Origin of the sequence: Exiguobacterium sp. s130 (genome assembly GCF_018619055.1) — a bacterium.
In the GTDB taxonomy this organism is placed as follows: Bacteria; Bacillota; Bacilli; order Exiguobacteriales; family Exiguobacteriaceae; genus Exiguobacterium_A.
Genome location: NZ_JACSNI010000004.1, coordinates 185,328 through 210,263 on the forward strand (window position 1 = coordinate 185,328; position 24,936 = coordinate 210,263).

Below are 24,936 nucleotides of genomic sequence, written 5' to 3' on the forward strand. Positions count from 1 at the left end.
TCCCATCTACTTGATCTCTAAGGAGGAAAACCTATGACTACTGTTACTGTATTTGGTGCGACCGGTCGAACAGGTCGACCTTTGATTGATCGGTTATTAGAAGACGGCTACGACGTTCGTGCACTCGTACGTTCCACGTCACCGGACTTACCCGTCCATGACCGACTTCACGTCCTGACAGGAGATGCGACAAATCCAGAGGATCTCGAACAAGCACTTGTAGGAAGCACCGCTGTCTTCAGTTGTCTCGGTACCGATCAACAGCAGGTCCTTTCGACAGCGATTCCACATCTCGTCACGAAGATGAAGGAAGCAGGCATCGAACGGATCGTCTTCATCGGTACAGCAGGCATTCTCGATGCATCAGAAGAACCAGGAAAGTATCGTTTCCAATCGAGTGAGTCCCGTCGACGCTCGACAATCGCAGCAGAGGATCACCTGAAAGCTTATTTAACTTTAAAGGATGCAGACGTCGACTTCACCGTCATCTGTCCAACACAACTGACGGAAGACAAAGCACTTGCTGCTGACGACCTATTGATCGAGACGACACGTTTCACTGCACCGACAGGTCCGATTCCCCGGGAAAACGTCGCACAGTTCGCCTTTGAAGTTTATCGTGACGGAACACATCATCGTGTCCGTGTCGGGATTGCTTCGCATGGATCAACTGAATGAAAAACAAAAAGAGCAATGGATCTGCTGATCCATTGCTCTTTCATATGTGTAACGATTATAGCAAGACGCTGACGACGATTGCCGTCAAGACACTGACGAGTGTTGCGCCGTAGAGTAACTTCAGACCAAAACTAGCTGCAACGCTCCCTTGGCGATCATTCAATCCTTTAACCGCACCAGCGATGATTCCGATCGACGAGAAGTTCGCAAACGAGATCAAGAAGACAGACACGATTCCGAGTGTACGTTCCGAGAACTCTTTCGTGTACTCAGGAAGGCTTAACATCGCGACAAATTCATTCGTGATCAATTTCGTTGCCATGACACTACCCGCACTGACGGCTTCCGCCCATGGAACACCCATGATGAATGCGAATGGTGCAAAGATGTATCCGAGAATTTCTTGGAACGAGATACCGAGAACCATCAGGAAGATATCGTTGACCATTCCGATCAAAGCATTGTAACCGATCAACATCGCACCAACGATGATTGCGACTTTGAATCCATCCATGATGTATTCGCCGAGCATTTCGAAGAACGTTTGCTTCTCTTCGACGATTTCAAGAATATCTTCTTCCGGGTCAACCGTGTATGGGTTGATGATTGAGACGATCATGAAACCACCGAACAAGTTCAAGACGATTGCTGTAACGACATATTTTGGTTCTACCATCGTCATGTACGCACCGACGATTGACATCGAAACCGTCGACATTGCTGATGCACACAATGTGTAAAGACGGTTTGCTGGTAATTGACCAATTTGTTTTTTTACTGTGATGAATACTTCTGATTGTCCGATCGCAGCTGAAGCAACCGCGTTGTAAGACTCGAGACGCCCCATCCCGTTGATTTTCGACAAGACGAAACCGATACCGCGCATCAAGATCGGTAAAATCTTTGTGAATTGTAGAATTCCGATCAAGGCAGAGATGAAAACGATTGGTAGCAAGACATTAATGAAGAACGGTTGTGCACCTTCGTTCGCTAGCCCACCAAAGACGAAATCAATCCCGATTGCCGCATAACTCAGCAGTTTTTCAAAGACTTTCGCGACGCCACGAATGACGATATATCCGAACGATGTATTGAGTAAAATGAACCCAAGTACGAGCTGAAGAACTAGCATGACCGCAAGCGGTTTCAATTTGATGCCTTTACGATTGCTGCTGACAAGGAGCGCCAAACCAAAAACGATAGCCAGTCCGAGTAGTGCGATAAGATATTTCATGAAGTACCCCTCTATCTATTAGTTGTTTATCAGTTGTACATTCGTACGATGTCTGACGTTTAATTTCTTTCCAAGTAATAGAATAATCAATATTTCGAAGAACTACAAGAGGAAAAGTTCATTTAGTAACCGCTTTCGTTATTTTCATAGACTTTCAAGACAAACTTTTCCAAGCGTTCCCGAACATTGTCCTGACTGAGGTTTTGCCTTCCATATGCTTTCCACCCCGAATAGACGTCAATCGTTTCCGGTCCAAAATCAAAAACAGCCCGAATATCCCACCCGTGATCGTACAAACGGTTCGTCTGTTTAAGGTAACTTTTTAAAAAATGATCCGCCATCTCGACGGATTCGAGCAAGGCAAGATTCAAACGACAATGCGCAAGGTCGACTTCAATGGGACCTACACACGCATTAATCCAATCAATCGTATGACACGTCCCATCCATTTCGTATAACACATTGACCGGATGGAAATCCCGATGAATAAATCGGATTGTTTGACTTTCGATCGGTTCGACCGCCAGTAGCTGACGCCATCTCTCCGGATGCTGCGTCCACGTCGGAACGTGACGTTCCGTCGCATACGGCTGATAGACATAAAGAGATTCTGGTATCGGTAGTGTATGGATTGCCGCAAGCATCTGTGCTAGTCGTTCGACATATTGCTCATCTACCTGATCAAGCCGGATCTCTCCCGGTGAACGCGTCATATATATCCACGGCGGTATTTCGTCCCTAACATCTGTTTGATAGTCCAACACATCTGGTGCTAAGTCACCTGCTGCTCGTAACGCAAACACCTCGTGCAAGACAAGATCAGGCTCCTCATGTAGCCAGTCCTGATTCGTATGGACGCGAAGAATTCCCTCACCGACCCGAAAAACAAGGGAGGATGTCGCGCCTTTTAAGACTTCGACCTCTCCCCCCTCCTGTCCAAGCTGTTGCAAGATGTTCGTAAGGACAGCGGACGATATCATGATGTCACATTACCAATCAATAACTGGTCGATTTGCATCTTCTCATTCGCATGTTCGCGCAAGTCGTGCAAAATTTCTTGCGGGAAGAACAGCTTCTCATCCGTTTGGCGTGACGTCGCAATGGCTTGAACGAGCGGTGAAACTTGCGAAATCTCTTTCATCTGCCCACCCTTCATCTGTAGCATGATCGGCTGCTTACTAATTTCACCGTTATCTCCATATAAATCGTAAGGAAGACGACTGAGTTTATCTTCAAGCAGATAATACGTCGGATTCAAGCCGATTGCTTCGAACAACTCACACAACTTATCGTGGACGAGTTCCCGTTTTTCAGCCGGGTAATCGACATACTTAAACAACTTCCGGTCAACGAATCGCCTCGAGAGATCTGCAAGGATTGGATCCTGCTCATTCGCCCACTGCTGAAAATAGAAGTAGACGATTGTCTCATCGAGCCCAAGGAAATCACGCAACTCCATCTTCTGATCAAATAGCGGCATCAAATGGATTGGTGCGATCGCAAACGGATATGCGGACAGGTACAACTCCTGCGCCCGCTCAAGAATAGCCTTTAATAGGTAATCACTCGATCGTGTCACCGGATGCAGGTAGACTTGCCAATACATCTGATACCGCCGCATGATGTAGTCTTCGATCGAATGCATTCCCGATTGTTTGACGACCATCTGATTATGGGCTGGACGCAATACCCGAAGCATCCGCTCGAGATCGAATTTTCCGTAGCTGACACCGGCAAAATGCGCATCGCGCAATAAATAATCCATCCGGTCAACGTCGAGTTGTGAGCTGATCATCGTAACAAGCAGTTGATTCGGGTGCGTCTTGTTGATGATCGACGCTACTTCTTCCGCAAATCCGTCTCCGACTTGGTCGAGGACTTTCTTGATTTCCGTATCCCCGAGAATGATTCGCTCCGTCCACGTCTCGTGGTTAACACCGAAGACGTTCTCGAATGCGTGCGAAAACGGACCGTGTCCGACATCGTGTAAGAGTGCCGCAGCCAGTGTCAACTCCCGGTACTGATCGTCCCAATCGGCGCGACCGTTGAAGACATCGATCAGTTGACGCGTGATTTCATAGACACCGAGCGAATGATGGAACCGTGTGTGCTCTGCTCCATGAAACGTCAAAAAGGATGTTCCGAGTTGTTTGATTCGGCGTAGTCGCTGAAATTCACGTGTACCGATCAGTTGCCAAATCAACTGATCACTGACATAGATATAGCGATGAACCGGATCCTTGAAGACCTTCGTTTCCTTTAATTGTCCTAATGATTGATACATATGTTTCTCTCCTTTAAATCGTGTCTATATCGTTGTTGTTCGGTTTTGTTTCCAAGGATTCCTGTCTCCCGCGGCGCTTCGCACAGAAACTTTACACACCCTATGCTATAATGATGTCGCAAATCTACAATAAAGGAACGAGCCTATGGGAATCGAACTCTTAAAACAAGAACATTATCGTATTTTTGATCAAACGTCACTCGGAACTGCTTTCCATGCGACACAATCGTTTGCGATGGACGACACATTATGTGCCTCTGTTGCAACAGAAGGAGCCGCACTCCGCTCTTGGATTCACCACGAAACCGTCGTCCTCGGCATCCAGGATGCCCATCTTCCTCATCTTGCTGACGGTGTAGCCGTTCTGCATGAACATGGTTTCTCGCCCGTCGTCCGTAACTCAGGTGGTCTTGCCGTCGTCCTTGATGCCGGTGTCTTGAATATTTCGCTCGTCCTACCGGAACGCGGTGGGATCGATATCGATAGTGGTTACGAAGCGATGCTTGCGCTCGTCCGCCATATGTTCGCGCAAGAAACAGACGCGATCGTCGCTGGTGAAGTCGTCGGATCGTATTGTCCCGGTTCTTATGACTTGTCGATTGCCGGTAAAAAGTTCGCCGGTATCTCGCAACGTCGTGTTCGTGGCGGAGTCGCTGTCCAAATCTACCTTTGTGTCAATGGAAGTGGAAGTCAACGCGCCGCTTTAGTCCGTGACTTTTACGCGGCAGCGCTTCAAGGTGAGACAACAAAGTTCATCTATCCGACCGTCGTGCCGGAAACGATGGCGTCACTCGAGGAACTGCTTGGTACTTCCTTAACGGTCGAGGAGTGCTTACGTCGTGCGTATGAGGCGTTACTTGCGCTCGGCGCTGATTTGACGCCCGCGACGTTGACGGAACTCGAGAACGAGCGTTTCGGCGTCAACTTGAGTCGGATGCTTGATCGAAACGAAAAAGCCCTAGGTTAAGAAAGGAGAGAGCGTGATGATCCGATTGATCACAGATAGTGGTGCTGATGCACCAAAAGACATGTTAGATGCTTATGATTTTACGGTCATGCCATTTGGCGTATTGATCGACGAAGACACGTTCTTCGACGGAGAATCGATATCTCCGAAACAACTGTATGATAAGATGCGTGACGGTGCAGCACCGAAGACATTCCAGGTCGAAGTCAGCCGGATGGTCGAGGTGTTCACGCGTCATTTCGAACAAGGGGATCCCTTCCTCTATCTCGCTTTTTCAAGTGAATTATCTGGAACATACCAAACCGCGAAGATGCTCGCAGATGAACTTGCCGAAAAATATCCGAACGTCCCCTATCTCGTGCTCGATACGAAAACCGCTTCGACAGGACAAGGATTGTTCGTTCTTGACGTCGCAGAATATGCGAAGACGCATTCGTTTGAAGAAACAGCGGCTTATGCTGAAGCCAAGGTGAATACGATTCGTCATCTGTTTACAGTCGAATCACTCGAATATTTGATGCGCGGTGGACGCGTTTCGCGAGCTAGCGCCTTCATTGGTGGTCTCTTATCGATCTTACCGCTGTTGACAGTCGAAGACGGGAAGTTGATTCCAAAAGAGAAAATCCGAGGTCAGAAAAAGGTCATGAACCGGATCGTCGAGTGGATGGAAGAAGCACGTCCTGCGATTGACGGACACCGAATCATGATTGGTCACGGGGATTCAATCGAACGGGCAGAACAGTTAAAACAATCGATTGAAGCACAATTCTCACCAAGCGAAGTCATCTTGACGATCGCCGGCGCAGCCATCGGTTCACATACTGGACCGGGACTTGTCGTCATTGGGTATGACCTTCCACGTTAACGGCATTCATTCTTACTTCATTAAACGAGGCTGACTCAAAAAAAAGAACGACTCGTCTGTTCACGCCCTTTCCTCAGGCGAGACACAAGCCAGTTTTCCTGCTTCATTCAAGCAGGAAAGCGGGTCTTGTTTGTCTCTGACAGCGCATAAATGCGCTTATTCCTGTAGGAGTTGCGTGTGACGCGTCATTCTTTTTATTACGAGATAGGGGTGGCAGATCATCATTCTGCCACCCCTATCTTTGTAGAGACTGACTTTTGAGTCAGCTCCGTTTTTTATGAATTGTATCCGAAGAACAGCAGTGCCATGCTTAATCCAAGCGAGGAGACGATGAACACGATCGCCATCCCACCCATTCCGAAGACTAACAGTTTCGGTAAATCACGTCGCTTCTTAAGAAGGGCTGTCAATAACCCGACGTTGATCAAGAAGACGACAACGAACGGGAGCAACAACATCCAACGCTCTTGCAGTAACGCTAAACCATCCATGATGAGATATCCTTTCAGAAACTACTTCTACTAGTACATAGTAATGATATCAGTCTTCTGTTTTCGACGCTGCCACCGCATCATGGGAATTCAAGTTGACCGTCAACGGCTTTGCTGTTCCTTTACCAGAGAAGTTCTCGATCAACTCTTTGACATCTAACCCTGATGAGGCTTTTAACGTCTCTTGCAGTGACGCCATCAAATCTGTCGCGTACCCTGTGACACGGTTCGCACCGCCACCTTCACCACTACCTGTATCGACGACCGTGATCTTATCGATGTTACCGAGTGGTGCTGCAATCTCTTTCGCGTATTCTGGCATCATCCGAATGACCATGTCAAGGATTGCTGCTTGTCCGAATTGTTCGAACGCCTGCGCGATTTTTTCTTTCGCTTCCGCTTCGGCAAGACCTTTCAAACGAATGATGTCTGCTTCTGTTTCCCCTTGTGCTCGCTCAGCGTCCGCTTTCGCAAGACCATCCAGACGAATTCGTTCTGCATCCGCTTTTGCCGATGCCTCGATCCGGTATTTCGTTGCGTCTGCTTCCGCATATTGCTTCGCACGGTCCGCTTGGGCAGCTTGCTCAATCGAGTAACGATCGGCATCGGCACGTTTTTTGACTTCCGCATCGTATTGTTTCTCACGACGGAGGATTTCTCGTTCTTCAAGCTCGATTTGTTTTTGACGCTCGATGATTTTGATTTGCATCTGTTGCTCGGTGACTTCTTGTTGTGCGCGTGCATTCTCAAGATCATATGCTTGGTCGGCTTTCGCCTTCGCGATATCTTGTTCGCGGCGGTAGTCTGCCATCTTCAACTGATTTTCTTTTTCCGCTTCAGCGATTTCCGTTGCACGTTCGAGTTCTGCTTTTTTCGCATCTTTTGAAGCTTCCGCCCGTTTGATGCGTGTCTCTTTTTCAGCGTCTGCCGTTGCGATGTCCGCATCCCGGCGCACCTGTGCAATCCGTGGTTTCCCGAGTGATTCTAAATATCCATTTTTATCTCGGACGTCTTTGATCGTAAACGAAACGATGACGAGTCCCATCTTCGCCAGGTCTTGTGATGCGACCCGCTGGACTTCTTGCGAGAACTTATCGCGGTTCTTATAAATTTCTTCGACAGTCATCGAACCGAGGATCGAACGCAAGTGCCCTTCAAGAACTTCACGCGCTTCCCCTTCGCGCTCTTCTTTTGATTTTCCGAGGAACTGCTCTGCTGCTGTTGCAATCTCAGAAATCGAACTGCCAATCTTGATGATCGCCGTTCCATCAGCCATGACCGGTACACCCTGCTCCGTGTACACTTCTGGTGTCGTGACTTCGAGTTTACTCGATAACAAACTGAGTGGTGTTGCTTGTTGGAAGACAGGTAACACGAATGTTCCGCCGCCGCGAATAATCTTCACCCGGTTGCCGGACTCATCGGTATTAACATTGCGTCCTCCAAGATAACTACCGGATACGATTAATGCTTCTTCCGGACCAACCGTTCGGTACTTCGTGATGAATAGGACAATCAATGCAACGATCAATGCTACTGCAACGATCGATACGATTAACACTGGATTCATGTAAACATCTCCTTTTTCCATTGTTGGGGGTACGTCACGACAGACGCGACGCCTTGTTTCATCTCGATAACAAGTACCTTTGTTCCTTGTGGTAAGGCAGGACCTTCAAACAGGACGGCTGACTTCGATACACGTCCTGAGACGTCATCAAGTAAAATTTCACCATATCCTTCAGTCGGAATCGGCACGATGACGGTTGCGCTACGCCCTTCTAGCATCTGTTCCGAAAATCCAAGCGACTGTTCGGCTTGTGCCATCGGAACGAACAAAAAAATATGCATCAGCGTCGTCACTAACAACGCGATGACACTGCTGATGATCAAAATCAAAATTGAACCAAGCGGACTCAGTTGTTCGAGTCCGAAGCCGATCGCTGACGTGATGATGACGAAAGATAAGATCAACGTAGGATGGAAAATTTGATCGACACCCGGAATGACGTCTGAGAATAAGATGGACACAAACACACCACAAGCAGCGGCCGCTAACGCATATAAATAAAGTGTACTAACGTCCATCTTCGTTCACCTCGATGTAAGGATGTGAGCCATACAGTTCGTGGTAAGCCCTTTGATAAGCAGTCCGGTTTTCCTCAAACAATAAACGAGCCAATTCTTTGTCTCGTTGATCGATTGCCTCTTCTTGACGGCGTAAGTATTTTTTCTGTGCGGCAAAATGACGTGCTAATCTTGCCTCAATCGACGGTTCTCGTTCACGCTGCAACTCCTGTTTCATCGCTCCACTCCTTTCTGAAGTACTGGCTTTCCTTCTCTTCTACGCTTATTTTTTAGAAAATGTTTCAAAATGAATTCCATTTCTTTTCCTTTCATTAAAAGAAAAAACGCTCGTCCCATATAGAGGACAAACGTTTTTGAATAATTAGCGTTTATGAACGATTCGGTCGACGAACAATCAGACCGTAATAGAGGATGAGCGCCAGGCAATCTAAGGTCATGATGATTAACCCCATCGGAACAGCCGATTGCTCTCCCATGATCCCGACGAGTGGTGACACGAGCGAACCGACGAGCATCGGCAAGAGCCCTAAAAGAGCCGAGGCACTGCCTGCCGTTGCTCCGTAATTTTGCATCGCTAAGGTAAAACCGAGCGTCGAGATCAAACCGACGCTTGAAACGACGAAGAATAGTGGAATCATGACGAAGATCAGCTGATCCGTTAACGTCAAGGCGAGGAACAATAAGATGCTCGCACTCGCAACGATCGTCAAACTGGTTCGCATCAGCCGCTCTGAATCAACTCGACCAGCAAGGCGACCGGCGATCTGTGCTGCTAAGATGATTCCGATTCCGTTTAAACCGAACAAAAAACTGAACTGTTGCGGCGAAGCGCCATAAATATTTTGTAAGACGAATGGTGAACCCGAGATGTAGGCAAACATCGCGCCCATGACGAATGCTTGCGCAAACGCATAACCGATGAAGACGCGATCCGTCAATAATCGTCCGAACGTCTTCAACGTCGTCGTCAGGTTTCCTTCGACACGTCTATCAAGCGGAAGCGTTTCCGGTAAACGGAGTGCGACGGCAAGTAACATCATCGTGCTTAAAATCGCAAGCAAGTAGAAGACAAAATGCCAGTCACCGAACCGAAGCAACTGTCCGCCGATGACGGGTGCGAGAATCGGTGCCGTTCCGTTGACGAGTGACAAGGCAGCAAAAAACCGCGTCAATTCAGGTCCGTCAAACAAGTCACGAACGATTGCCCGGGAAATGACGATTCCTGACGCTCCAGCTGCCCCTTGGATGAATCGAAGCGCAATCAACACTTCGATCGTCGGTGCCATCGCACAGGCGAGAGAAGCGAGCAGATACGCAAGTAAAGCAATCATTAACGGACGCTTACGTCCACGAACATCACTGAGCGGACCAACGATCAATTGTCCGAGCGCCATTCCGAGCATACAAGCCGTCAAACTCAATTGGATCAGTGACGCACTCGCATCAAACGAGCGTGACATATCCGGAAAAGCAGGTAGATACATGTCGATCGAGAGCGGTCCGAGTGCAGCAAGCGAACCGAGGATCAAGATCAACGTTAAGCGGCGAGGGGTCATGGTTTCTTTCGTCATGACGTCACGTAATCCAAATCATGCAGGACATAAGCGAGGAAAAAGACGACCGATGGATTTTCATATGTCATCTGAACCTTTTTGAGTTGGGCGCGGTAACCGGTCTCATACTCGACCCCGTTCAACTTCCGTTCCATGTTCATTTTAATCAATGCGTCGAGTTTATCGATCACATCGACCATCTGTCCTTCGTATGTCTCGTCTTTTGCTTCAACGACGAACCGACGGAATGGTACTCGGATTTCTTTCGGTAGATTATTGATCAACGTCTCTCCTTCTGCCCGTTCGTAAGCTTCGAAGGCTGCTGCTGTGACCGGTGTCGCATGTTTGACAGGTCCAAGAACATCTCCCGTCGTTCCTTCAACGAGATCATGACACAAGAGACGCGAGACGACTTCTTCGATGTCGATCGTGACGCCGTACTTCTCTGATTCAATCAGACCATTGAAGATACCAAGCGAGGCTGCTCGAAACGCATGTGTCGCGTCGTTATCATCAATCGTATTGAAACGTCCTTTCCAGCGCCGAATCGTATCCATCATCAAGACGTTTTCAATGAAATGAGACATCTCATCCTCTTCCATGACCGACTGTGTCAAGCGACGGATTGAAACGAGTGGGTGTCGTTCTAGAACAGCCTGTAATTCCGCTGCTTTTTGTTCGAAAAAGACGGACTCCGTCATCCGTGCTTCTCGGCGTGCGTACAACATCGCATCGAACGTATCGATGGCTTCGACGATCCGCCCTTCCGGCGATTCATCCTCTGCATGAACAAGATACGTCGTAAAGGCTGGTTGAAGCGACTTCGAGAGTAAGGCGACGAGCTGTTCACTTGCTTGTTGTTCCATTGCCTGAATGTGTGCATGTAACGTTGGCTCTTTTTTTGTCCGGTGTTTGATTGGTCCGGTGATGACTTCGTTCATGTCATGGAATAAGGCTTTTCCGAGCAATGTCAGGCGGTCGACTGGTGGTTGCCCGTCTGCTTCTTCTAAATAGCTTGCCATCAAACTGAATAAGGCAACACGAAAGCTGTGACTGGCTGCGTTATCCGGAAAACGTGGTGCATATTCATCCCACCGTGGAACGTTTTGCATCCGCGTCAGCATCCGAATGAAATTACCGTTTTGCATGAAATCTCTCCTAACGAAAGACGGACAGAGAGTACCCTGCCCGCCATTGTATTATTTTGCTGATTTGGTTGAACTGCTTCCGCTACGGAACCAACCAATGATTAAAATCAGAGCAAGTACGACCCAGAAGATCGTTTGCCATAGTGTACTCTCTGGAAACTCATGCGGCAAGACGTCGATTGACGGATGCGCGAGTGTCATGACGACCAGTTTTACACCAACCCATGCGACGAGCCAAAAGGCAGCTTCTTCGATGCCTGGTCGCTTTTGGAGCAAGACAACGAACCAGCTCGCGAAGTAACGCATGATGACGAGACCAATGATCCCACTGAAGAAGACGACCCAGAATTGTCCTGTATTCAGACCACCAATCGTTCCACCAATCATCGGTAGTGTCGTCGCCATCGCGACAGCGGCAAGTGTCGAGTCGACAGCGAACGCTAAGTCAGAGAACTCGACTTTAACGACCGTCCACCAAAAGTTCGGTGAGGCTTTTTGTGAGGCAATCGTGTCCGGTACTTGGTGTTTATTCGATCGTGCCTCGACGATTCCTTTAAACGCGACGTAGAAAAGGTAAATCGCCCCGAGTGCTTGAAGTTCCCAAATCGTCGCTAAATACGAAGCAAAGAAGATTGCCACGAAACGTAAGACGAGTGCTCCGACGAGACCATAGAAAAGCGCCTTTTTACGTTGATCATCTGGTAACGGTCGGACCAGGACCGCCATGACCATCGCATTGTCGGCGGATAGTAATCCTTGCAAAATGATCAGTACGAGCCCGACGGTCGCATACTGTGTAATTAATCCAATATCCATACTAACGAATCCCCTTTATTGTTCAGTCTATTTATTATATGCCGGTCGTTCGGAAAGAAAAAGATGCAAGCTCGACTGAAGTACTTAACCTTGTGTTTTATTCCCATTGTTTAAGAAAACCTAACACAAAAAAACGACCCGTCATCGACGGATCGTTCCATTTTTTATAAGTTTTGATCAACTTTCTTTTCAGCATCTGGATTTGGTTTCGTTTTTGGTGAAGAGAACCAACCCCAAAGAGCAAGACCGACCATGACTGTCCAGAAGAATGCCTGCCACGGTGTACTGTGGGCGAATCCTTCAGGAAGCTTCAAGGATTCAAAGATCGTTCCTTCGATTGATGCGTGGTATTTCGGGTGTTCAAGCGCTAGAACGGCTAGCTTCACACCGACCCAGGCGACGATTGCAAAGGCTGCTGTCTCAAGACCTGGGCGATCTGCAAGTAACTTCACGAAGACACGGGCCGCGAAACGCATGAGGACGACACCCATTAAACCACCCGATAAGATGACGATGAAGTGACCGGTGTTCAAACCACCGATTTCACCTGATCCCCAGTTTGGAAGGGCAACGGCAAGTGCTACTGCTGCAAGAATCGAATCGACAGCAAACGCTAAGTCTGCGAATTCGATCTTCGCGACTGTCCGCCAGAATTCACCTTTTGAAACTGGCTCCTCCGACTTCGGCTCTGCATCGAGTTCATTTTCGGCGCCATGATTCTCACCAAGTTTCCTTGCCTTAGCGGTCTTATAAATATGCCGTAGTCCCATGATGAGCAAGTACGCCGCTCCAAGTGCTTGGATTTGCCAAATATCGACGAGGAACGAAATCGCGAACAATGCCGCGAATCGTAAGACGAACGCTCCAGCTAGTCCATAAAAAAGTGCTTTCTTTTGTTGTTCTCCTGGTAAGTGCTTAACCATGACCGCGAGTACGAGTGCATTATCCGCTGAAAGTAATCCTTCAAGCGCGATCAAGACGAGTACGACCCAGGCATATTGAAGTAATAACTGCCAATCCATCTCTGTCATCCCTTTCTCTGACTATCTGTAAAATCAAAAATACATTGTATGACTATGACAAAAACAATAATTACACGTTCACCTGAACATATACTATAGGATAATATACCCGATTGCAAGCATGTTATTCCTCCGGCTATGGAATGTGTCGATTTTAAGTCGTGCGAGTTTCGTTTATCGAACGTTCGTGATAAAATTCAAGACAACACTTCTAGTAATGAAACGATGAAACACATTTGCGGAATCATCAGACTTGCTCGTCTCTAGCATTCCTGTCATGTTATTACTATTGAAACACTACAAAAGGACAAAGGGGCCCATAAATATGTCTACCTACCCGATTACGTTACCAACGAAAGAAGAGCGCCATAAGCTGTTCGGTTCGGTACCACCAATCAAAGGAACAAAACCGACTGAAAAAGATAAAATGGTCGACTTGCAAAATACACCGAAGAACTTCCTGTTCGCACTTGACGCTGTTGGAATCTCAAACGTTAAACATCCTGTCGTCATCCAAGACGGGGACAAAACACAAGCGACAGTCGCAACGTTCGAGTTGTCGACGTCACTCGTACAAGACCGTAAAGGGATCAACATGAGTCGCTTAACGGAACAACTTGATCAATACCACAACGAAGGTTGGACAGTCACGAATGAATCACTTATTCAATTCGCGCGTGATTTAGCGGACCGTATGGAACAAACAGAAGGTCAATTGACGATCCGTTACCCATGGTTCTTTACACGTAAAGCACCTGCAACGGGACTTAGTGGGTTGATGAATGCCGAAGTATGGCAAACGGTCAGCGTCAACACGGAAACGAATGAAGCGACATTATCTGTCGGCTTGACGATCAACGTCACGACACTTTGCCCATGTTCGAAAGAAATCAGCGAGTACAGTGCCCACAACCAACGTGGCTACGTCACGATGGAAGCTTCGTTACGTGATGAAGCAGAAGACTTTGACTGGAAACAATCATTGCTTGATGCGGCTGAATCAAATGCTTCTGCCCCACTTCACCCGATACTCAAACGTCCGGATGAAAAACGCGTGACAGAGATGGCATACGAAAATCCACGTTTCGTAGAAGACATGGTGCGCTTGATTGCTGCTGACCTATACGAAATGGATCCAATTGCTTCGTTCTACGTCGAATGTCGCAACGAAGAAACGATTCACCAACATGATGCAATCGCACGCATCACGTTCGATAAAGACGCACAATAAGCAAGCTCGCCGTACTTCCTTTCCACTAGAGGGAGTACGGCTTTTTTGTTTATCGGCATTGCCCTTCGTTTTGCGAGCGTTTACACTTAACTCGAATGGAGGAATACATATGTTGGAACTGATTCCTTTTTTACTCGAGCGACTTGGTATCATGATCATCTTAGCGTTCATCCTCGCCCAGTGGGGACCAACGCGACGCTTGTTGCGTCAACCGGAAGCAGGTTGGCAATTCCGTGTCCTCGTCCTGTTTTTTGCGACGTATGGGATCTTAAGTAACTATACAGGGGTCAAAGTCGACTTAGCAGAATTCTTGCCCCATGCTTGGCTCGAAGAGGTCGACGGAACCTCGGCAATCGCGAATACACGAACGATGATCGTCGTCATCAGTGGATTGCTCGCTGGTCCGCTTGGTGGATTGATGACTGGACTGATCGTCGGGGTTCACCGGTATTCCCTCGGCGGATTCACAGCGTTCGCTTGCGCGCTTTCGACTGTCATCGCCGGTGGTGTCAGTGGATTACTTCGCCCTTACTGGCGTGACCGACTCGGCAGCCAAGCATTGTTACCTGTTTGTCTGACCGCTTTTTTGATGCTATTTGAAATGTCATTGATTTTACTGTTTTCTCGTCCCTTTGATGCGGCAGTCGAACTCGTCCAGTTCATCTTCTTGCCGATGACACTCATCAACGTCCTTGGCGTCTGGTTATTTTTATCAATCATCCGCCTTGCTGCGCGAGAAGAAGAAACCGTCCGTGCACGAGAAGCAGAACGGTCGTTGCATATCGCCGATTTGACGCTTCCGCACCTGACGCGTGGTCTACATATCCATACGGCAGAAGCTGTCGCGGAAATTCTGTTGCAGCAAACACGAGCCGAAGCCGTCTCTTTGACGGATCAGTCCGTTATCCTTGCTCACCTTGGCATCGGAAGTGATCACCATCAAGCAGGTAGTCACTGGACGACAAAACCAACCGAACATGTCTTACAGGATGGACAAGTTCGTCTTGTGACGGAACGACTCGATATCGGCTGTCCCGTAACGGATTGCCCACTTCAAGCGGGCATCATCGCTCCGCTCATCGTCGGGGAAACGACGATCGGGACGTTAAAAGTCTACTATCCCCACGCCGAATTGCTCGACGCCGTGGAAGTCGAACTCATTGAAGGATTAGCAAAACTGTTCTCGACACAACTGGCACTCGGGAACGCACAGCGCCAAGCTGATTTACTGAAGGATGCCGAGATCCGGGCACTCGAAGCACAAATTCATCCACACTTCCTGTTCAATGCCATCAATACGATTTATGCACTGTGCCGAACGGATGTCGAACAGGCACGGACATTGTTGCTCGAATTATCAACGTTTTTCCGTAGTAACCTCCAAGGAGCACGCTCGACGAAAATTCCGCTCCAAAAGGAACTCGAGCATATCGAAGCGTATACATCCCTTGAAGCCGCGCGTTTTCCAAATCGACCGTTCCTCGATATCGATTTAGCGGAAGAGACGACGTCTTTACTCGTTCCACCGTTTATCTTACAACCGTTGATCGAGAATGCGTTCCTTCACGCTTTTTTGAATGAGCAGACGGGATATGTCGGGGTGACGGCATGGTGTGAGGCAGATCAACTTCACCTCGAAGTCGTCGATAACGGACGCGGGATTGAAGCCTCTCGCCTTGCTCGTCTCGGTCGAGAAGTCGTTCCATCTTCTGGTACCGGTACCGCGTTATTCAATACGGCAGAACGAATTCGAAGCCTTTACGGTGAAAAAGGACAGTTTATGATCACGAGTGACGGTCAAAACGGAACGACGATCACAATTCGCCTTCCCATTGAAGTCAGAAAGGAGAACCAGCATGCGCACCTTGTTGATTGAAGATGAACCGCTCGCACGTGACGAGCTCCGTTATCACGTGACCGCAGCCGGTCTTGAAGTCGTCGGAGAAACTGGTAGTGTCGAAGAAGCGGAACGACTCGTCCGCTCCCTTCAACCCGACTTAGTCTTTCTTGATATCGAGCTGACGGATGGAAGCGGTCTTGAAGTCGCCAAACGATTGAAGTCGATGCCACGTCCTCCGGCTCTTTTGTTTGTAACGGCATATGATGCTCATGCACTTGAAGCCTTTGAACTCAATGCCTATGACTACATCTTGAAACCGTATGATCCGGCACGGATCGTGCGCGCCATCGAAAAAGTCGCACGACCGCTTCCGAAAAAAGCACCTCGACTTGAACGTTTAGCTGTCGAAACGGGAGATCGACTCAAACTCTTATCTCCGCAAGATATTGATTACATCGTCGCTGAAAATGGGAAAACGAAAATCGTAACGGAACATGAAGCGTATCCTTCAAACGAGACCTTACTCGAACTTGAACGAAAGCTTCAAGATCATCGGTTTTTACGGGTTCATCGCTCGTATCTCGTGAACTTATCAGCGATTGACGCGATCGAACCTTGGTTTAACGGGGCTTACAACTTAAAGATTCACCAAATCGATGTGCCGGTCAGTCGGACGTATGTCAAACTATTGAAAGAAGCGCTCGGTATTTGAGCGCTTCTTTTTTGTGATTCAAGGTCCTTTTTCAACCTTTCATCGTACAAAATCGACAACTCATCTAAAAATTAAAGAAAGCGCTTCCATAACTTGTATACTAAATCCATCATAGTTCATTCAAGAGGAGGAATTTTAGATGAGCGCTACTCCCATCGTCATTGCTGTCATCTGTATCTTATTAATCGCGTATCGTCTCTACGGTACATTCATGGCCGCGAAAGTCTTAAAAATCAAAGATGATCGCGAAACGCCTGCTCATAAACTAGCGGACGGAAAAGATTACGTTCCAACGAACAAATGGGTCTCATTCGGACACCATTTCGCGGCAATCGCTGCTGCTGGTCCACTCGTAGGACCTGTCCTTGCTGCTCAGTTCGGATACCTTCCTGGCTTACTGTGGCTCTTGATTGGTGCCGTTATCGGTGGAGCGGTCCATGATATGGTCGTTCTTTTTGCCTCGATGCGCCAAGATGGTCAATCGTTGTCCGAAGTCGCTAAAAAAGAATTAGGTCCCGTCGCTGGTTTTTGTGCCGGTCTTGCGATGCTCTTCATCATCACAATCACGATGGCTGGTCTATCGATGGTCGTCCTGCACGCACTTGAACATAACCCATGGGGCACATTCGCTGTCTTCTCGACGATTCCGATCGCGATGCTCGTTGGGATTTACTTACGTAAAGGTGGTAACCTAGCCCTTGCTTCAACAGTCGGTTTTCTACTCATCTTAGCTGCGATTGGTTTTGGTCCTCAGTTGACGGAAACATTCATTGGCGATTGGTTCGACCTGTCCTCTCGTCAGCTCGCAATCGCTCTACCGATTTATGCATTCTTCGCTGCGGCACTGCCTGTATGGCTCTTGCTCGCACCACGCGACTATCTATCAAGTTTCATGAAGATCGGTGTTTTCCTTGCCTTGATCGTCGGTGTCTTCATCATCAACCCGGACATTCGATTCCCAGCATTCACGAAGTTCGTTGATGGCGGTGGTCCAATCATCGCTGGTCCAGTTTGGCCATTCATCTCGATCACGATTGCCTGTGGTGCAATCTCTGGTTTCCACGCTTTCGTTGGTTCTGGTACGACACCGAAGATGATCAATCGTTGGAGTGACATCAAACCGGTTGCTTTTGGTGCCATGCTTGTCGAATGTCTTGTTGCCGTCATGGCATTGATTGCTGCGACATCTCTTGAAGTCGGTGATTACTTTGCCATCAACTCAACACCAGAAGTATTCGCAACTCTAGGTATGAGCACGGTCTACTTGGATGATTTATCTCGTGAAATCGGACTCGACCTTGCAGGTCGAACAGGTGGTGCCGTTTCACTCGCCGTCGGTATGACGTTCATCTTCCGCGCCATCCCATGGTTCAAAGAAATTGCCGGTTTCTTCTTCCAATTCGTCATTCTGTTCGAAGCGGTCTTCATTTTAACTGCAATCGACGCAGGAACACGTGTCGCCCGTTACTTGATTCAAGATTTCTTCGGTGAATTCTATAAACCACTCAAACGCGTCGACTGGATTCCAGGTGCAATCTTTGCTTCAGCACTCGGGACGTTCTTCTGGGGCTATCTCCTGTTCTCAGGTGACATCGGTTCGATTTGGGCATTATTCGGGGTATCAAATCAGCTGATGGCTTCAATCGGCTTGATCATCGGAACGACGATCATCTTGAAAATCGCCGATAAAAAAGTCTATGCTCTGACGACGTTCATTCCACTCGTCTACCTCCTGATCACAGTAACGTTCGCGGATATCTGGATGGTCGCAAACGTTTATGCAAATCCAGATTCTCCAGGATTTAGCGTCTTGAATACTGTCTTATCCGTAACGATGGGACTGCTCGCGATCGTCATTACGATTTCAGCCGTTAAGAAATGGATTGAACTATTGAATTCACCACGTTGGGAAAATCAAAAACGTTCTGCGTAAGCGGATTAGTTATATGATAAAAGGCAGTGGACGCATCCACTGCCTTTTTCGTATCTCCTGCTTAGAACGGATTATAAAATCGATTGCCATCATGGAAAGTGACGACAAACGAGAAAATCGTCAATAGCACTATGCAACCGATCGCGACATAATCGATGCGTGTCATCGTCTGTTGGTTGTACCACGTCCGCTTTCGTCCCGCACCAAATCCACGGAGATCCATCGCATTGCTGACGGTTTCAATTCGTTCGAGACTCGTAAACAGTAACGGGAGTAAAATCTGGATGCTATGGCGCGCCCGTTGCCAAAGCGAACCATGCGAGACGGCAATTCCCCGCGCTTCCTGAGCGTTCGCAATCATTTGAAAGTCCGCTTGTACGTCTGGAATGTAACGGAGCGCTAATGAGACAGCGAAGGCGATCTTATAGGGTACACCAATCCGGTTCAACGAGGACGCGAATTCCGTCGGATGGGTCGTGACGAGAAACAACACAGCAATCGGAACGATCACACTGTATTTTAAGATGAGATTAAACAGATAAAACAATTGTTCTGATGTTATCGTAAAGCGACCAACGCCTTCAAATAAAACGTGACGCGAACCGTAGATTTCAACGCCCTGCTCTGGTTCGAATAGATAAACGGCGAGTGCATTAATCAGGACAAATATTGCTGTAAAGATCAAAACGAATCGGACTTCCCGAAACTGAATACGTGACAATCGGAATAACACGATGCTGACTAAACCAAGAACAAATAAGACACGTGTATCATAGGTAAACATCGTTGCTGTCGTAAATAACAAGAATCCGATCAGTTTCGTCGTTCCCGTCAATCGATGAATCGGTGACGCTTTTTCAATATAGCCAAGCATTTCTACAGCCATTGTTCCCGCTCCTTTCGCTCCGCCGTAATCACGGACTCGACGAATCGTTCCACATCGATGTCGAGATGTTTCGCTATCGTAAAGAGCGATGTTTGCTTTAAATGGGCATGATGCAGCAACTGTTCTTGATTTAACAGTCCAAATGACGTTCCGGCGTAACGGATGCGTCCAGCTTGCACCAGGCAGACTTGATCGCTGTACTCTAAGACGAGATGCATATCATGCGTGATGATGAGTAACGTCATCCCCTCTTGTTTCAATCCTTCTAAAAAGCCCATCATATCCGAATAATGCCGGTAATCTTGACCAGCTGTCGGTTCATCGAGAATCAAGATATCCGGTCGTCGAACGAGAATCGAAGCAATCGTCACCCGTTTCTTCTGACCAAAACTCAGTGCTTGGATCGGCCAATTGCGAAACGGATATAATCCGCAGCGACGTAACGTCTGCTCGAGACGCTCGTTTTCTTCCGCTTCACTCAATCCGAGTGTCTGCATGCCGTAGCGGATCTCTTCCTGCACGAGATGTTTTGAAATCATATGATTCGGATTTTGCAGGACGAATCCAATCGTCCCCGCTCGCTCGGCGATCGATTGGGTCGTGATATCATTTCCATTCAGTAGGATTCGGCCACTCGTTGACCGTTGATAACCACTCAACACTTTCGCAAGCGTGGATTTTCCGGCACCATTCTGACCGACGATCGTTGTCAGTGTTCCTTTTTGAAAAGTCGCCGTCACATCTTCAAGCACTGGCGTTCCTTGATGATAATGAAACGCCAACTGCTCAAGTTCAAGCAATGAATCAGAGATTGCAGCCTCTTTTTGAGAAGCTTCTTCTAAACGTTCTAACACGTCCTTCTGGTTGAACTGCTCTAAAAAAGGATCGATGCGGCTCGGCTGATCCACAGACTCCACGGTCATACCAGCCCAGCGTGCGGCACTGACATAGAGGGGTTCACGCAATATTGCTTGTTGCAGTTTTCCGTTACTTAAGATGACATCCGGATGATCATCGGCGATGATTTCTCCGTCGACCATGACGATGATGCGATCAAATGGAATGACCAGTACATCCTCGATTCGGTGTTCAACGACGATCAGTGTTCGGTTCGTATCGCGTTGCAGTCGATCCATTAACATCATCGCTTCTTGACCCGCTACCGGATCGAGATTTGCGAGTGGTTCATCAAACAATAAGATATCCGCATCTTCGACGAGAACTCCAGCCAATGCCGCCCGTTGTCGCTGACCTCCTGATAAATCATTTAATCGCGCTTGCAAAAGCGTCTCGACGTCCGTCATCCGTGCGACGCGTTCGACGATCTCGTGCATTTCCGGTCGCCCTGTCTGTTTGTTCTCGAGTGCAAAGGCAATGTCTTCGCCAACCGATAAACCAACGAACTGCGCATCTGGATCCTGTAACACCGTGCCAATATGCAGCGAACGATCAAATAACGATAACGTCCGGGCATCCTGCCCTTTGATCAGAACCTGTCCTTTCCACGTTCCCGGATACGAGAATGGAATCAACCCATTGATGCACTGAGCAAGCGTACTTTTTCCTGAACCCGACGGTCCAACAATTAAGATGCGTTCGCCTGCTTGAATCGTTAACTGAATCTGCCGGAGTGTCGGTTCCGACTGACTCCGATATGTAAATGAAAAATCCTGAAATTCAATCACGTTTGTCATGTCTTTCTCCCCCCAAGCTAAATGAGCTATGTCCCTGCCGTTTCTTCGCACAGGATCATAGCTCATTCGGTCAAACTTCGCGTTTCAAGCTGCCTGCTTTACTTCTTGTTTTGGCATACGTGACGAGCAATAACGTTCCGATGACACCGACTGTCAAGATGTTTGATGTCGCAGCGACCGCACCTTGAACGAAGACTTTATTCGCCGGCTCCGTGTAAATTAAAATATCGAGTACAGGTGCGATGATGATCCAACCAATCGCTTGCACGATGGCTTGTGTGGCGTTGAATAAAACGATTTTACGAGTCGTCAATCCGCCTTCTTCTAAACGAATTCGGTTAGCAATCAATCCGATACCAAACCCGACGAACCCGGAGACGATGACCCAACTCCACCACGGGGAACCGTATAAAATCGCATCTTTTAAGCCATGACCGATCAGACCGATCAAGCCGGCTGTAACCGGTCCGAACAAGACCGCCATGAATGCGAGAAATGCATAGGCTGTCTCGATTGACGTGTTCGGTACGCCTGTCGGAATCGCAGCGAATCGACTTAAAATGATGAATACAGCTGCTCCGATCCCAGTTGCGACGATTTGTTTTGTCGTAAATCCTTTCATGTTCGATCTCCTCCTTTAATGTGTTGTACGCTAACACTCCAATCATTTCCGATTCCAACTTCAAATGCATGTGCAAACGAACCTTGATTCAAGGCAAGAGCAATCTGATCCAGCGAATTGATGTAGACAACTCCTGAACCGACCGGCACATCTGCGAACGAATGACCGAAGAGCAGTGTTTGTTCGTAGACGATCCGGTCTCGGTACGAAACCCTTACCTTGACGTGGCTCCCGATATCGAGACCTGTCTGATGGACGAGTGAGACGGGAATGTTCGTCCAGACGTTTCCGAAGCGGACATCGAGAATCTCGACGATACCCGTGACACCGATATCCGACGACGAGGCAGGTGTCCGGTCGAGAAAGACGAGTTCTTCAGTAGTTAAAAGCGGTCCCACCTCTTCGAACGTGATGACGTGACTCGATAATCGCGCACCCGTGAAGGCAAAGATATCTCGTCCGTGAAACGTATACGATTCACCCATCCGAGGCAGACGATGCCGTCGATCATCGAGTTGTCTCACTTCCGCAATGTATCCGGCTTGCCAAAGATGCGTCAACGTCCCATTATCCGGTGTAATGATGTATTGATTGGTCCGTGTTCGCGCGACGACACTCTTTCGCCTCGACCCGACACCCGGATCGACGACAGAAACGAACACCGTTTGCTCCGTCCAGTACGGCACCGTCTGCAGTAACCGATAGGACGCTTCCCAAATGTGGAACGGTGGAATATCATGCGTTAAATCAAAAATCCGAATCTCCGGATTGATGCTATGGGCCACCCCATACATCGCGCTCACTGCCCCATCACTCACGCCAAAGTCTGATTGCAATACCAATGCTTCTGCCATCTCGTCATCCTCCTCCTGCGGGAACGTCTCCACAAAAAAAGACACCACGCCCTCATTTCTCAGGACGTGATGTCTAATCACGTGTACCACCTTCGTTCATGACTCAACTCACGCTCAGCCACCTCTCGGAGTACGAGACTCCATGGAATGCTAACGGTATCCTTCCTACCGGTCGGTTCTACTGATGAACACGGTTCACGTTCTTCCGACTGCTCCGGGACCATCTTCAAGTATCGAAATCGTCTCATTTCCAGCAACAGAGACTCTCTATCGATTTCTGATCACTTTACTCTTCCCATCTACACATGCAAATTAAGTTGTCTGAAAATTTAAATTAATAGTACAACCGTTTTATTCCTGGCGCAAGGTTTTTTACTCAGAAATCTTTAAATTCGTCGTCCGGATCATTCCCCATGGTGACACATCCGCACGGACTTCCAGTGCTTTTGCTTTTTCGTATTGTTTTCCGCTTCCCTGTTCGACATAATACTGCGTCAACTGCGGAATCGATACATATTGATCGTAATAATCGCCGGCGACACTTCCGAAGAATCGTTCATTCGAAATCCGATCGATTTGAGCATAACCGGAAGCATCCGTTTTGAAGCTGACATAGACACGTCCATTTTGAATCCACGGACCAGGTTTTAAATCTGGGTACTGAAGCATCACGTATTCGCCGTAAACGGGATCAAACGGATCAAACGGTTCTGCCCGAAAACGGTACGATGTCCCGAACCAGGAGGTCGCAAAAAAGCTGACGATCAACAGACCGACGGCGCATGTCTGCAATATTGGTATCAGATAACGCTTCATGACGCCACACCTCCTTTACGGCGTAACCACCATAAGACACCGGACAATAGGAAGATGAGGAGCGCACCAATGAGGAAAAATAAGGACATGTTTAAACGATCCCATGCATATATGACATATATCGCAATTTGAACGAGAATGAAATAGAGAAAGGCTGGCCAGACGACTGCATGACGGCGTTCTCGATATAACAGATACAGTAGCGCGGATAATTCAAAGAGAATGGCAAGTAGAATTGCCTGTTCATCAATCCAGAGTACTCCGACGAATCCAAGCGGTACGATGAACAACAATCCACGACGTTTTTGATAGAGAAAGATTCCTAGACCGGTGGAGACGATAGCTAACAGTACCGCTTCTGTCACGGAGGGTAATACGACGTTTGATTCCGCACGAACGGATAAATAGATGATCGAACTGATAGCAGCGACGACCAGATAGACCATCTCGACGATACGGCGATTGGATTCCTCACGAACAAGCCAGAGAACTGGAACAAGCAAAAATAGCGTCCAAATCGGCCAAAGGAATCCGTCATATGATACGAGGAGAAACAAGGATAGACCGCTGAAAAAAAGAAACAGCCAGCTAAATAACAGCGACGGCAGACGTTGGCTGAAGTAAAACCAACTGAACGACAACACGACCATCAGACCGAACGATGTCCAGTCGAGATAACTCGCCTGCTCCTGACCAAAACCACCAAGGCTCGTAAAGATCGTCCATCCGGATAGGAAGGCGACGACACCATATGCTTCATGACGCCAAAGCATATAATGCACTAACGCGGCGACAAACATACACCAACTGAGCAGTGATCCTTCCATCGGCAAGTGAAAACTTTGAACAACTACGAGAATCGAGGCGCCAAACGCTAGGATTCCACCGATTCGAAAGACGACCGGATGAAGAATACGACGACGTTCCGAAAGATCCGCCATGATGTAACAAATCCACATGAGTGCTACGACGAGTCCGATTTTCCAGCCGATCGGCATCGCTTGCCAGTTGGCAGCTAAAAAGCTGAATACAGCCAAGACGACGAAGGTCCCTCCAACAATCAACAAGAGCGGAAGGCGTTGTTTCGTTGAACGTTGCTTTTCATAGTTCATGATTCGTTCAACGGTCGCTTCATCCAAAAGACCTGCATCTTGCCACTCTCTTATTTTACGAAACTGCTTCACCGTACCCACCTCCTTCGA

The 24,936-nt window shown here is 48.0% G+C and carries 24 protein-coding genes; 7 read left to right on the forward strand and 17 right to left on the reverse strand.

The window, feature by feature from the left end:
* The first annotated feature begins 33 nt into the window (after nt 1–33).
* On the forward strand, nt 34–678 hold the full coding sequence (locus tag HZS85_RS12005; RefSeq protein WP_214856219.1) for an NAD(P)-dependent oxidoreductase: 645 nt from the start codon (nt 34–36) through the stop codon (nt 676–678).
* A gap of 55 nt (nt 679–733) precedes the next feature.
* Here HZS85_RS12005 and HZS85_RS12010 read toward each other — a convergent pair whose 3' ends face one another.
* From HZS85_RS12010 to HZS85_RS12020, 3 genes are all read right to left on the reverse strand, one after another.
* Entirely contained in the window at nt 734–1,912 is a 1,179-nt protein-coding gene (locus tag HZS85_RS12010; protein WP_214856220.1) for a NupC/NupG family nucleoside CNT transporter, read from the reverse strand.
* Nucleotides 1,913–2,034: 122 nt separating this feature from the next.
* Nucleotides 2,035–2,892 carry a phosphotransferase family protein gene (locus HZS85_RS12015; protein WP_214856221.1) on the reverse strand — a complete coding sequence of 286 codons (858 nt, stop codon included), beginning with the start codon at nt 2,890–2,892 and terminating at the stop codon, nt 2,035–2,037.
* On the reverse strand, nt 2,889–4,196 hold the full coding sequence (locus HZS85_RS12020; RefSeq protein ID WP_214856222.1) for an HD domain-containing protein: 1,308 nt from the start codon (nt 4,194–4,196) through the stop codon (nt 2,889–2,891). The genes HZS85_RS12015 and HZS85_RS12020 overlap by 4 nt, the downstream gene beginning before the upstream one ends.
* A 145-nt stretch (nt 4,197–4,341) precedes the next feature.
* Between HZS85_RS12020 and lipL the strand changes: the two genes are divergently transcribed.
* Nucleotides 4,342–5,163, forward strand: a complete 822-nt coding sequence (gene lipL / locus HZS85_RS12025) for an octanoyl-[GcvH]:protein N-octanoyltransferase (protein WP_214856223.1) — start codon at nt 4,342–4,344, stop codon at nt 5,161–5,163.
* 16 nt (nt 5,164–5,179) lie between these two features.
* The gene (locus tag HZS85_RS12030) at nt 5,180–6,028 is read left to right on the forward strand and encodes a DegV family protein (RefSeq protein WP_214856224.1); all 849 of its coding nucleotides are present in this window, start codon (nt 5,180–5,182) and stop codon (nt 6,026–6,028) included.
* 275 nt (nt 6,029–6,303) lie between these two features.
* Here HZS85_RS12030 and HZS85_RS12035 read toward each other — a convergent pair whose 3' ends face one another.
* The 8 genes from HZS85_RS12035 to HZS85_RS12070 form a co-directional block, all read right to left on the reverse strand.
* Complete coding sequence (locus HZS85_RS12035; RefSeq protein ID WP_214856225.1) at nt 6,304–6,519, reverse strand: hypothetical protein; 216 nt, start codon at nt 6,517–6,519, stop codon at nt 6,304–6,306.
* A gap of 49 nt (nt 6,520–6,568) precedes the next feature.
* Nucleotides 6,569–8,089: a flotillin lipid rafts scaffold protein FloT gene (locus HZS85_RS12040; protein WP_029343201.1), complete on the reverse strand. Its 1,521-nt coding sequence runs from the start codon at nt 8,087–8,089 to the stop codon at nt 6,569–6,571.
* The gene (locus tag HZS85_RS12045; protein ID WP_214856226.1) at nt 8,086–8,607 is read right to left on the reverse strand and encodes an NfeD family membrane protein; all 522 of its coding nucleotides are present in this window, start codon (nt 8,605–8,607) and stop codon (nt 8,086–8,088) included. Before HZS85_RS12045 ends, HZS85_RS12040 begins: the two co-directional genes overlap by 4 nt.
* A complete protein-coding gene (locus tag HZS85_RS12050; protein WP_050677305.1) occupies nt 8,597–8,824 on the reverse strand; it encodes a hypothetical protein in 228 nt (75 codons plus the stop codon). The genes HZS85_RS12045 and HZS85_RS12050 overlap by 11 nt, the downstream gene beginning before the upstream one ends.
* Nucleotides 8,825–8,975: 151 nt before the next feature.
* On the reverse strand, nt 8,976–10,178 hold the full coding sequence (locus HZS85_RS12055; RefSeq protein WP_214856228.1) for a multidrug effflux MFS transporter: 1,203 nt from the start codon (nt 10,176–10,178) through the stop codon (nt 8,976–8,978).
* Nucleotides 10,175–11,308, reverse strand: coding sequence for a YfbR-like 5'-deoxynucleotidase (locus HZS85_RS12060; RefSeq protein ID WP_214856230.1), 1,134 nt, complete (start codon nt 11,306–11,308; stop codon nt 10,175–10,177). The genes HZS85_RS12055 and HZS85_RS12060 overlap by 4 nt, the downstream gene beginning before the upstream one ends.
* A gap of 51 nt (nt 11,309–11,359) precedes the next feature.
* Nucleotides 11,360–12,124, reverse strand: a complete 765-nt coding sequence (locus tag HZS85_RS12065) for a TerC family protein (protein WP_029343196.1) — start codon at nt 12,122–12,124, stop codon at nt 11,360–11,362.
* A gap of 164 nt (nt 12,125–12,288) precedes the next feature.
* Nucleotides 12,289–13,146, reverse strand: coding sequence for a TerC family protein (locus HZS85_RS12070; RefSeq protein WP_214856232.1), 858 nt, complete (start codon nt 13,144–13,146; stop codon nt 12,289–12,291).
* Between the two features lie 325 nt (nt 13,147–13,471).
* Here HZS85_RS12070 and folE2 point away from each other — a divergent pair, with 325 nt between their 5' ends.
* The 4 genes from folE2 (at nt 13,472) to HZS85_RS12090 (ending at nt 18,862) form a co-directional block, all read left to right on the forward strand.
* Nucleotides 13,472–14,377, forward strand: coding sequence for a GTP cyclohydrolase FolE2 (folE2, locus tag HZS85_RS12075; protein WP_214856234.1), 906 nt, complete (start codon nt 13,472–13,474; stop codon nt 14,375–14,377).
* 109 nt (nt 14,378–14,486) lie between these two features.
* Entirely contained in the window at nt 14,487–16,253 is a 1,767-nt protein-coding gene (locus HZS85_RS12080; protein WP_214856236.1) for a LytS/YhcK type 5TM receptor domain-containing protein, read from the forward strand.
* A complete protein-coding gene (locus HZS85_RS12085; protein ID WP_035411399.1) occupies nt 16,234–16,929 on the forward strand; it encodes a LytR/AlgR family response regulator transcription factor in 696 nt (231 codons plus the stop codon). Before HZS85_RS12080 ends, HZS85_RS12085 begins: the two co-directional genes overlap by 20 nt.
* Before the next feature lie 139 nt (nt 16,930–17,068).
* Nucleotides 17,069–18,862 (forward strand): carbon starvation CstA family protein, encoded by a 1,794-nt coding sequence (locus tag HZS85_RS12090; RefSeq protein WP_035411402.1) that lies wholly within the window; start codon nt 17,069–17,071, stop codon nt 18,860–18,862.
* Nucleotides 18,863–18,923: 61 nt separating this feature from the next.
* Here the strand turns inward: HZS85_RS12090 and HZS85_RS12095 are convergent, their stop codons facing one another.
* The 6 genes from HZS85_RS12095 to HZS85_RS12120 form a co-directional block, all read right to left on the reverse strand.
* Nucleotides 18,924–19,748, reverse strand: a complete 825-nt coding sequence (locus HZS85_RS12095) for an energy-coupling factor transporter transmembrane component T family protein (RefSeq protein WP_214856238.1) — start codon at nt 19,746–19,748, stop codon at nt 18,924–18,926.
* Entirely contained in the window at nt 19,739–21,442 is a 1,704-nt protein-coding gene (locus tag HZS85_RS12100; RefSeq protein WP_214856240.1) for an energy-coupling factor transporter ATPase, read from the reverse strand. The genes HZS85_RS12095 and HZS85_RS12100 overlap by 10 nt, the downstream gene beginning before the upstream one ends.
* Before the next feature lie 70 nt (nt 21,443–21,512).
* Nucleotides 21,513–22,064 carry an ECF-type riboflavin transporter substrate-binding protein gene (locus HZS85_RS12105; protein ID WP_056064409.1) on the reverse strand — a complete coding sequence of 184 codons (552 nt, stop codon included), beginning with the start codon at nt 22,062–22,064 and terminating at the stop codon, nt 21,513–21,515.
* Nucleotides 22,061–22,918 carry an SAM hydrolase/SAM-dependent halogenase family protein gene (locus HZS85_RS12110; RefSeq protein WP_214856241.1) on the reverse strand — a complete coding sequence of 286 codons (858 nt, stop codon included), beginning with the start codon at nt 22,916–22,918 and terminating at the stop codon, nt 22,061–22,063. The genes HZS85_RS12105 and HZS85_RS12110 overlap by 4 nt, the downstream gene beginning before the upstream one ends.
* 372 nt (nt 22,919–23,290) lie before the next feature.
* A complete protein-coding gene (locus HZS85_RS12115; RefSeq protein WP_214856243.1) occupies nt 23,291–23,734 on the reverse strand; it encodes a GDYXXLXY domain-containing protein in 444 nt (147 codons plus the stop codon).
* Nucleotides 23,731–24,918, reverse strand: coding sequence for a DUF2157 domain-containing protein (locus tag HZS85_RS12120; RefSeq protein ID WP_214856245.1), 1,188 nt, complete (start codon nt 24,916–24,918; stop codon nt 23,731–23,733). Before HZS85_RS12120 ends, HZS85_RS12115 begins: the two co-directional genes overlap by 4 nt.
* Nucleotides 24,919–24,936 lie beyond the last annotated feature (18 nt).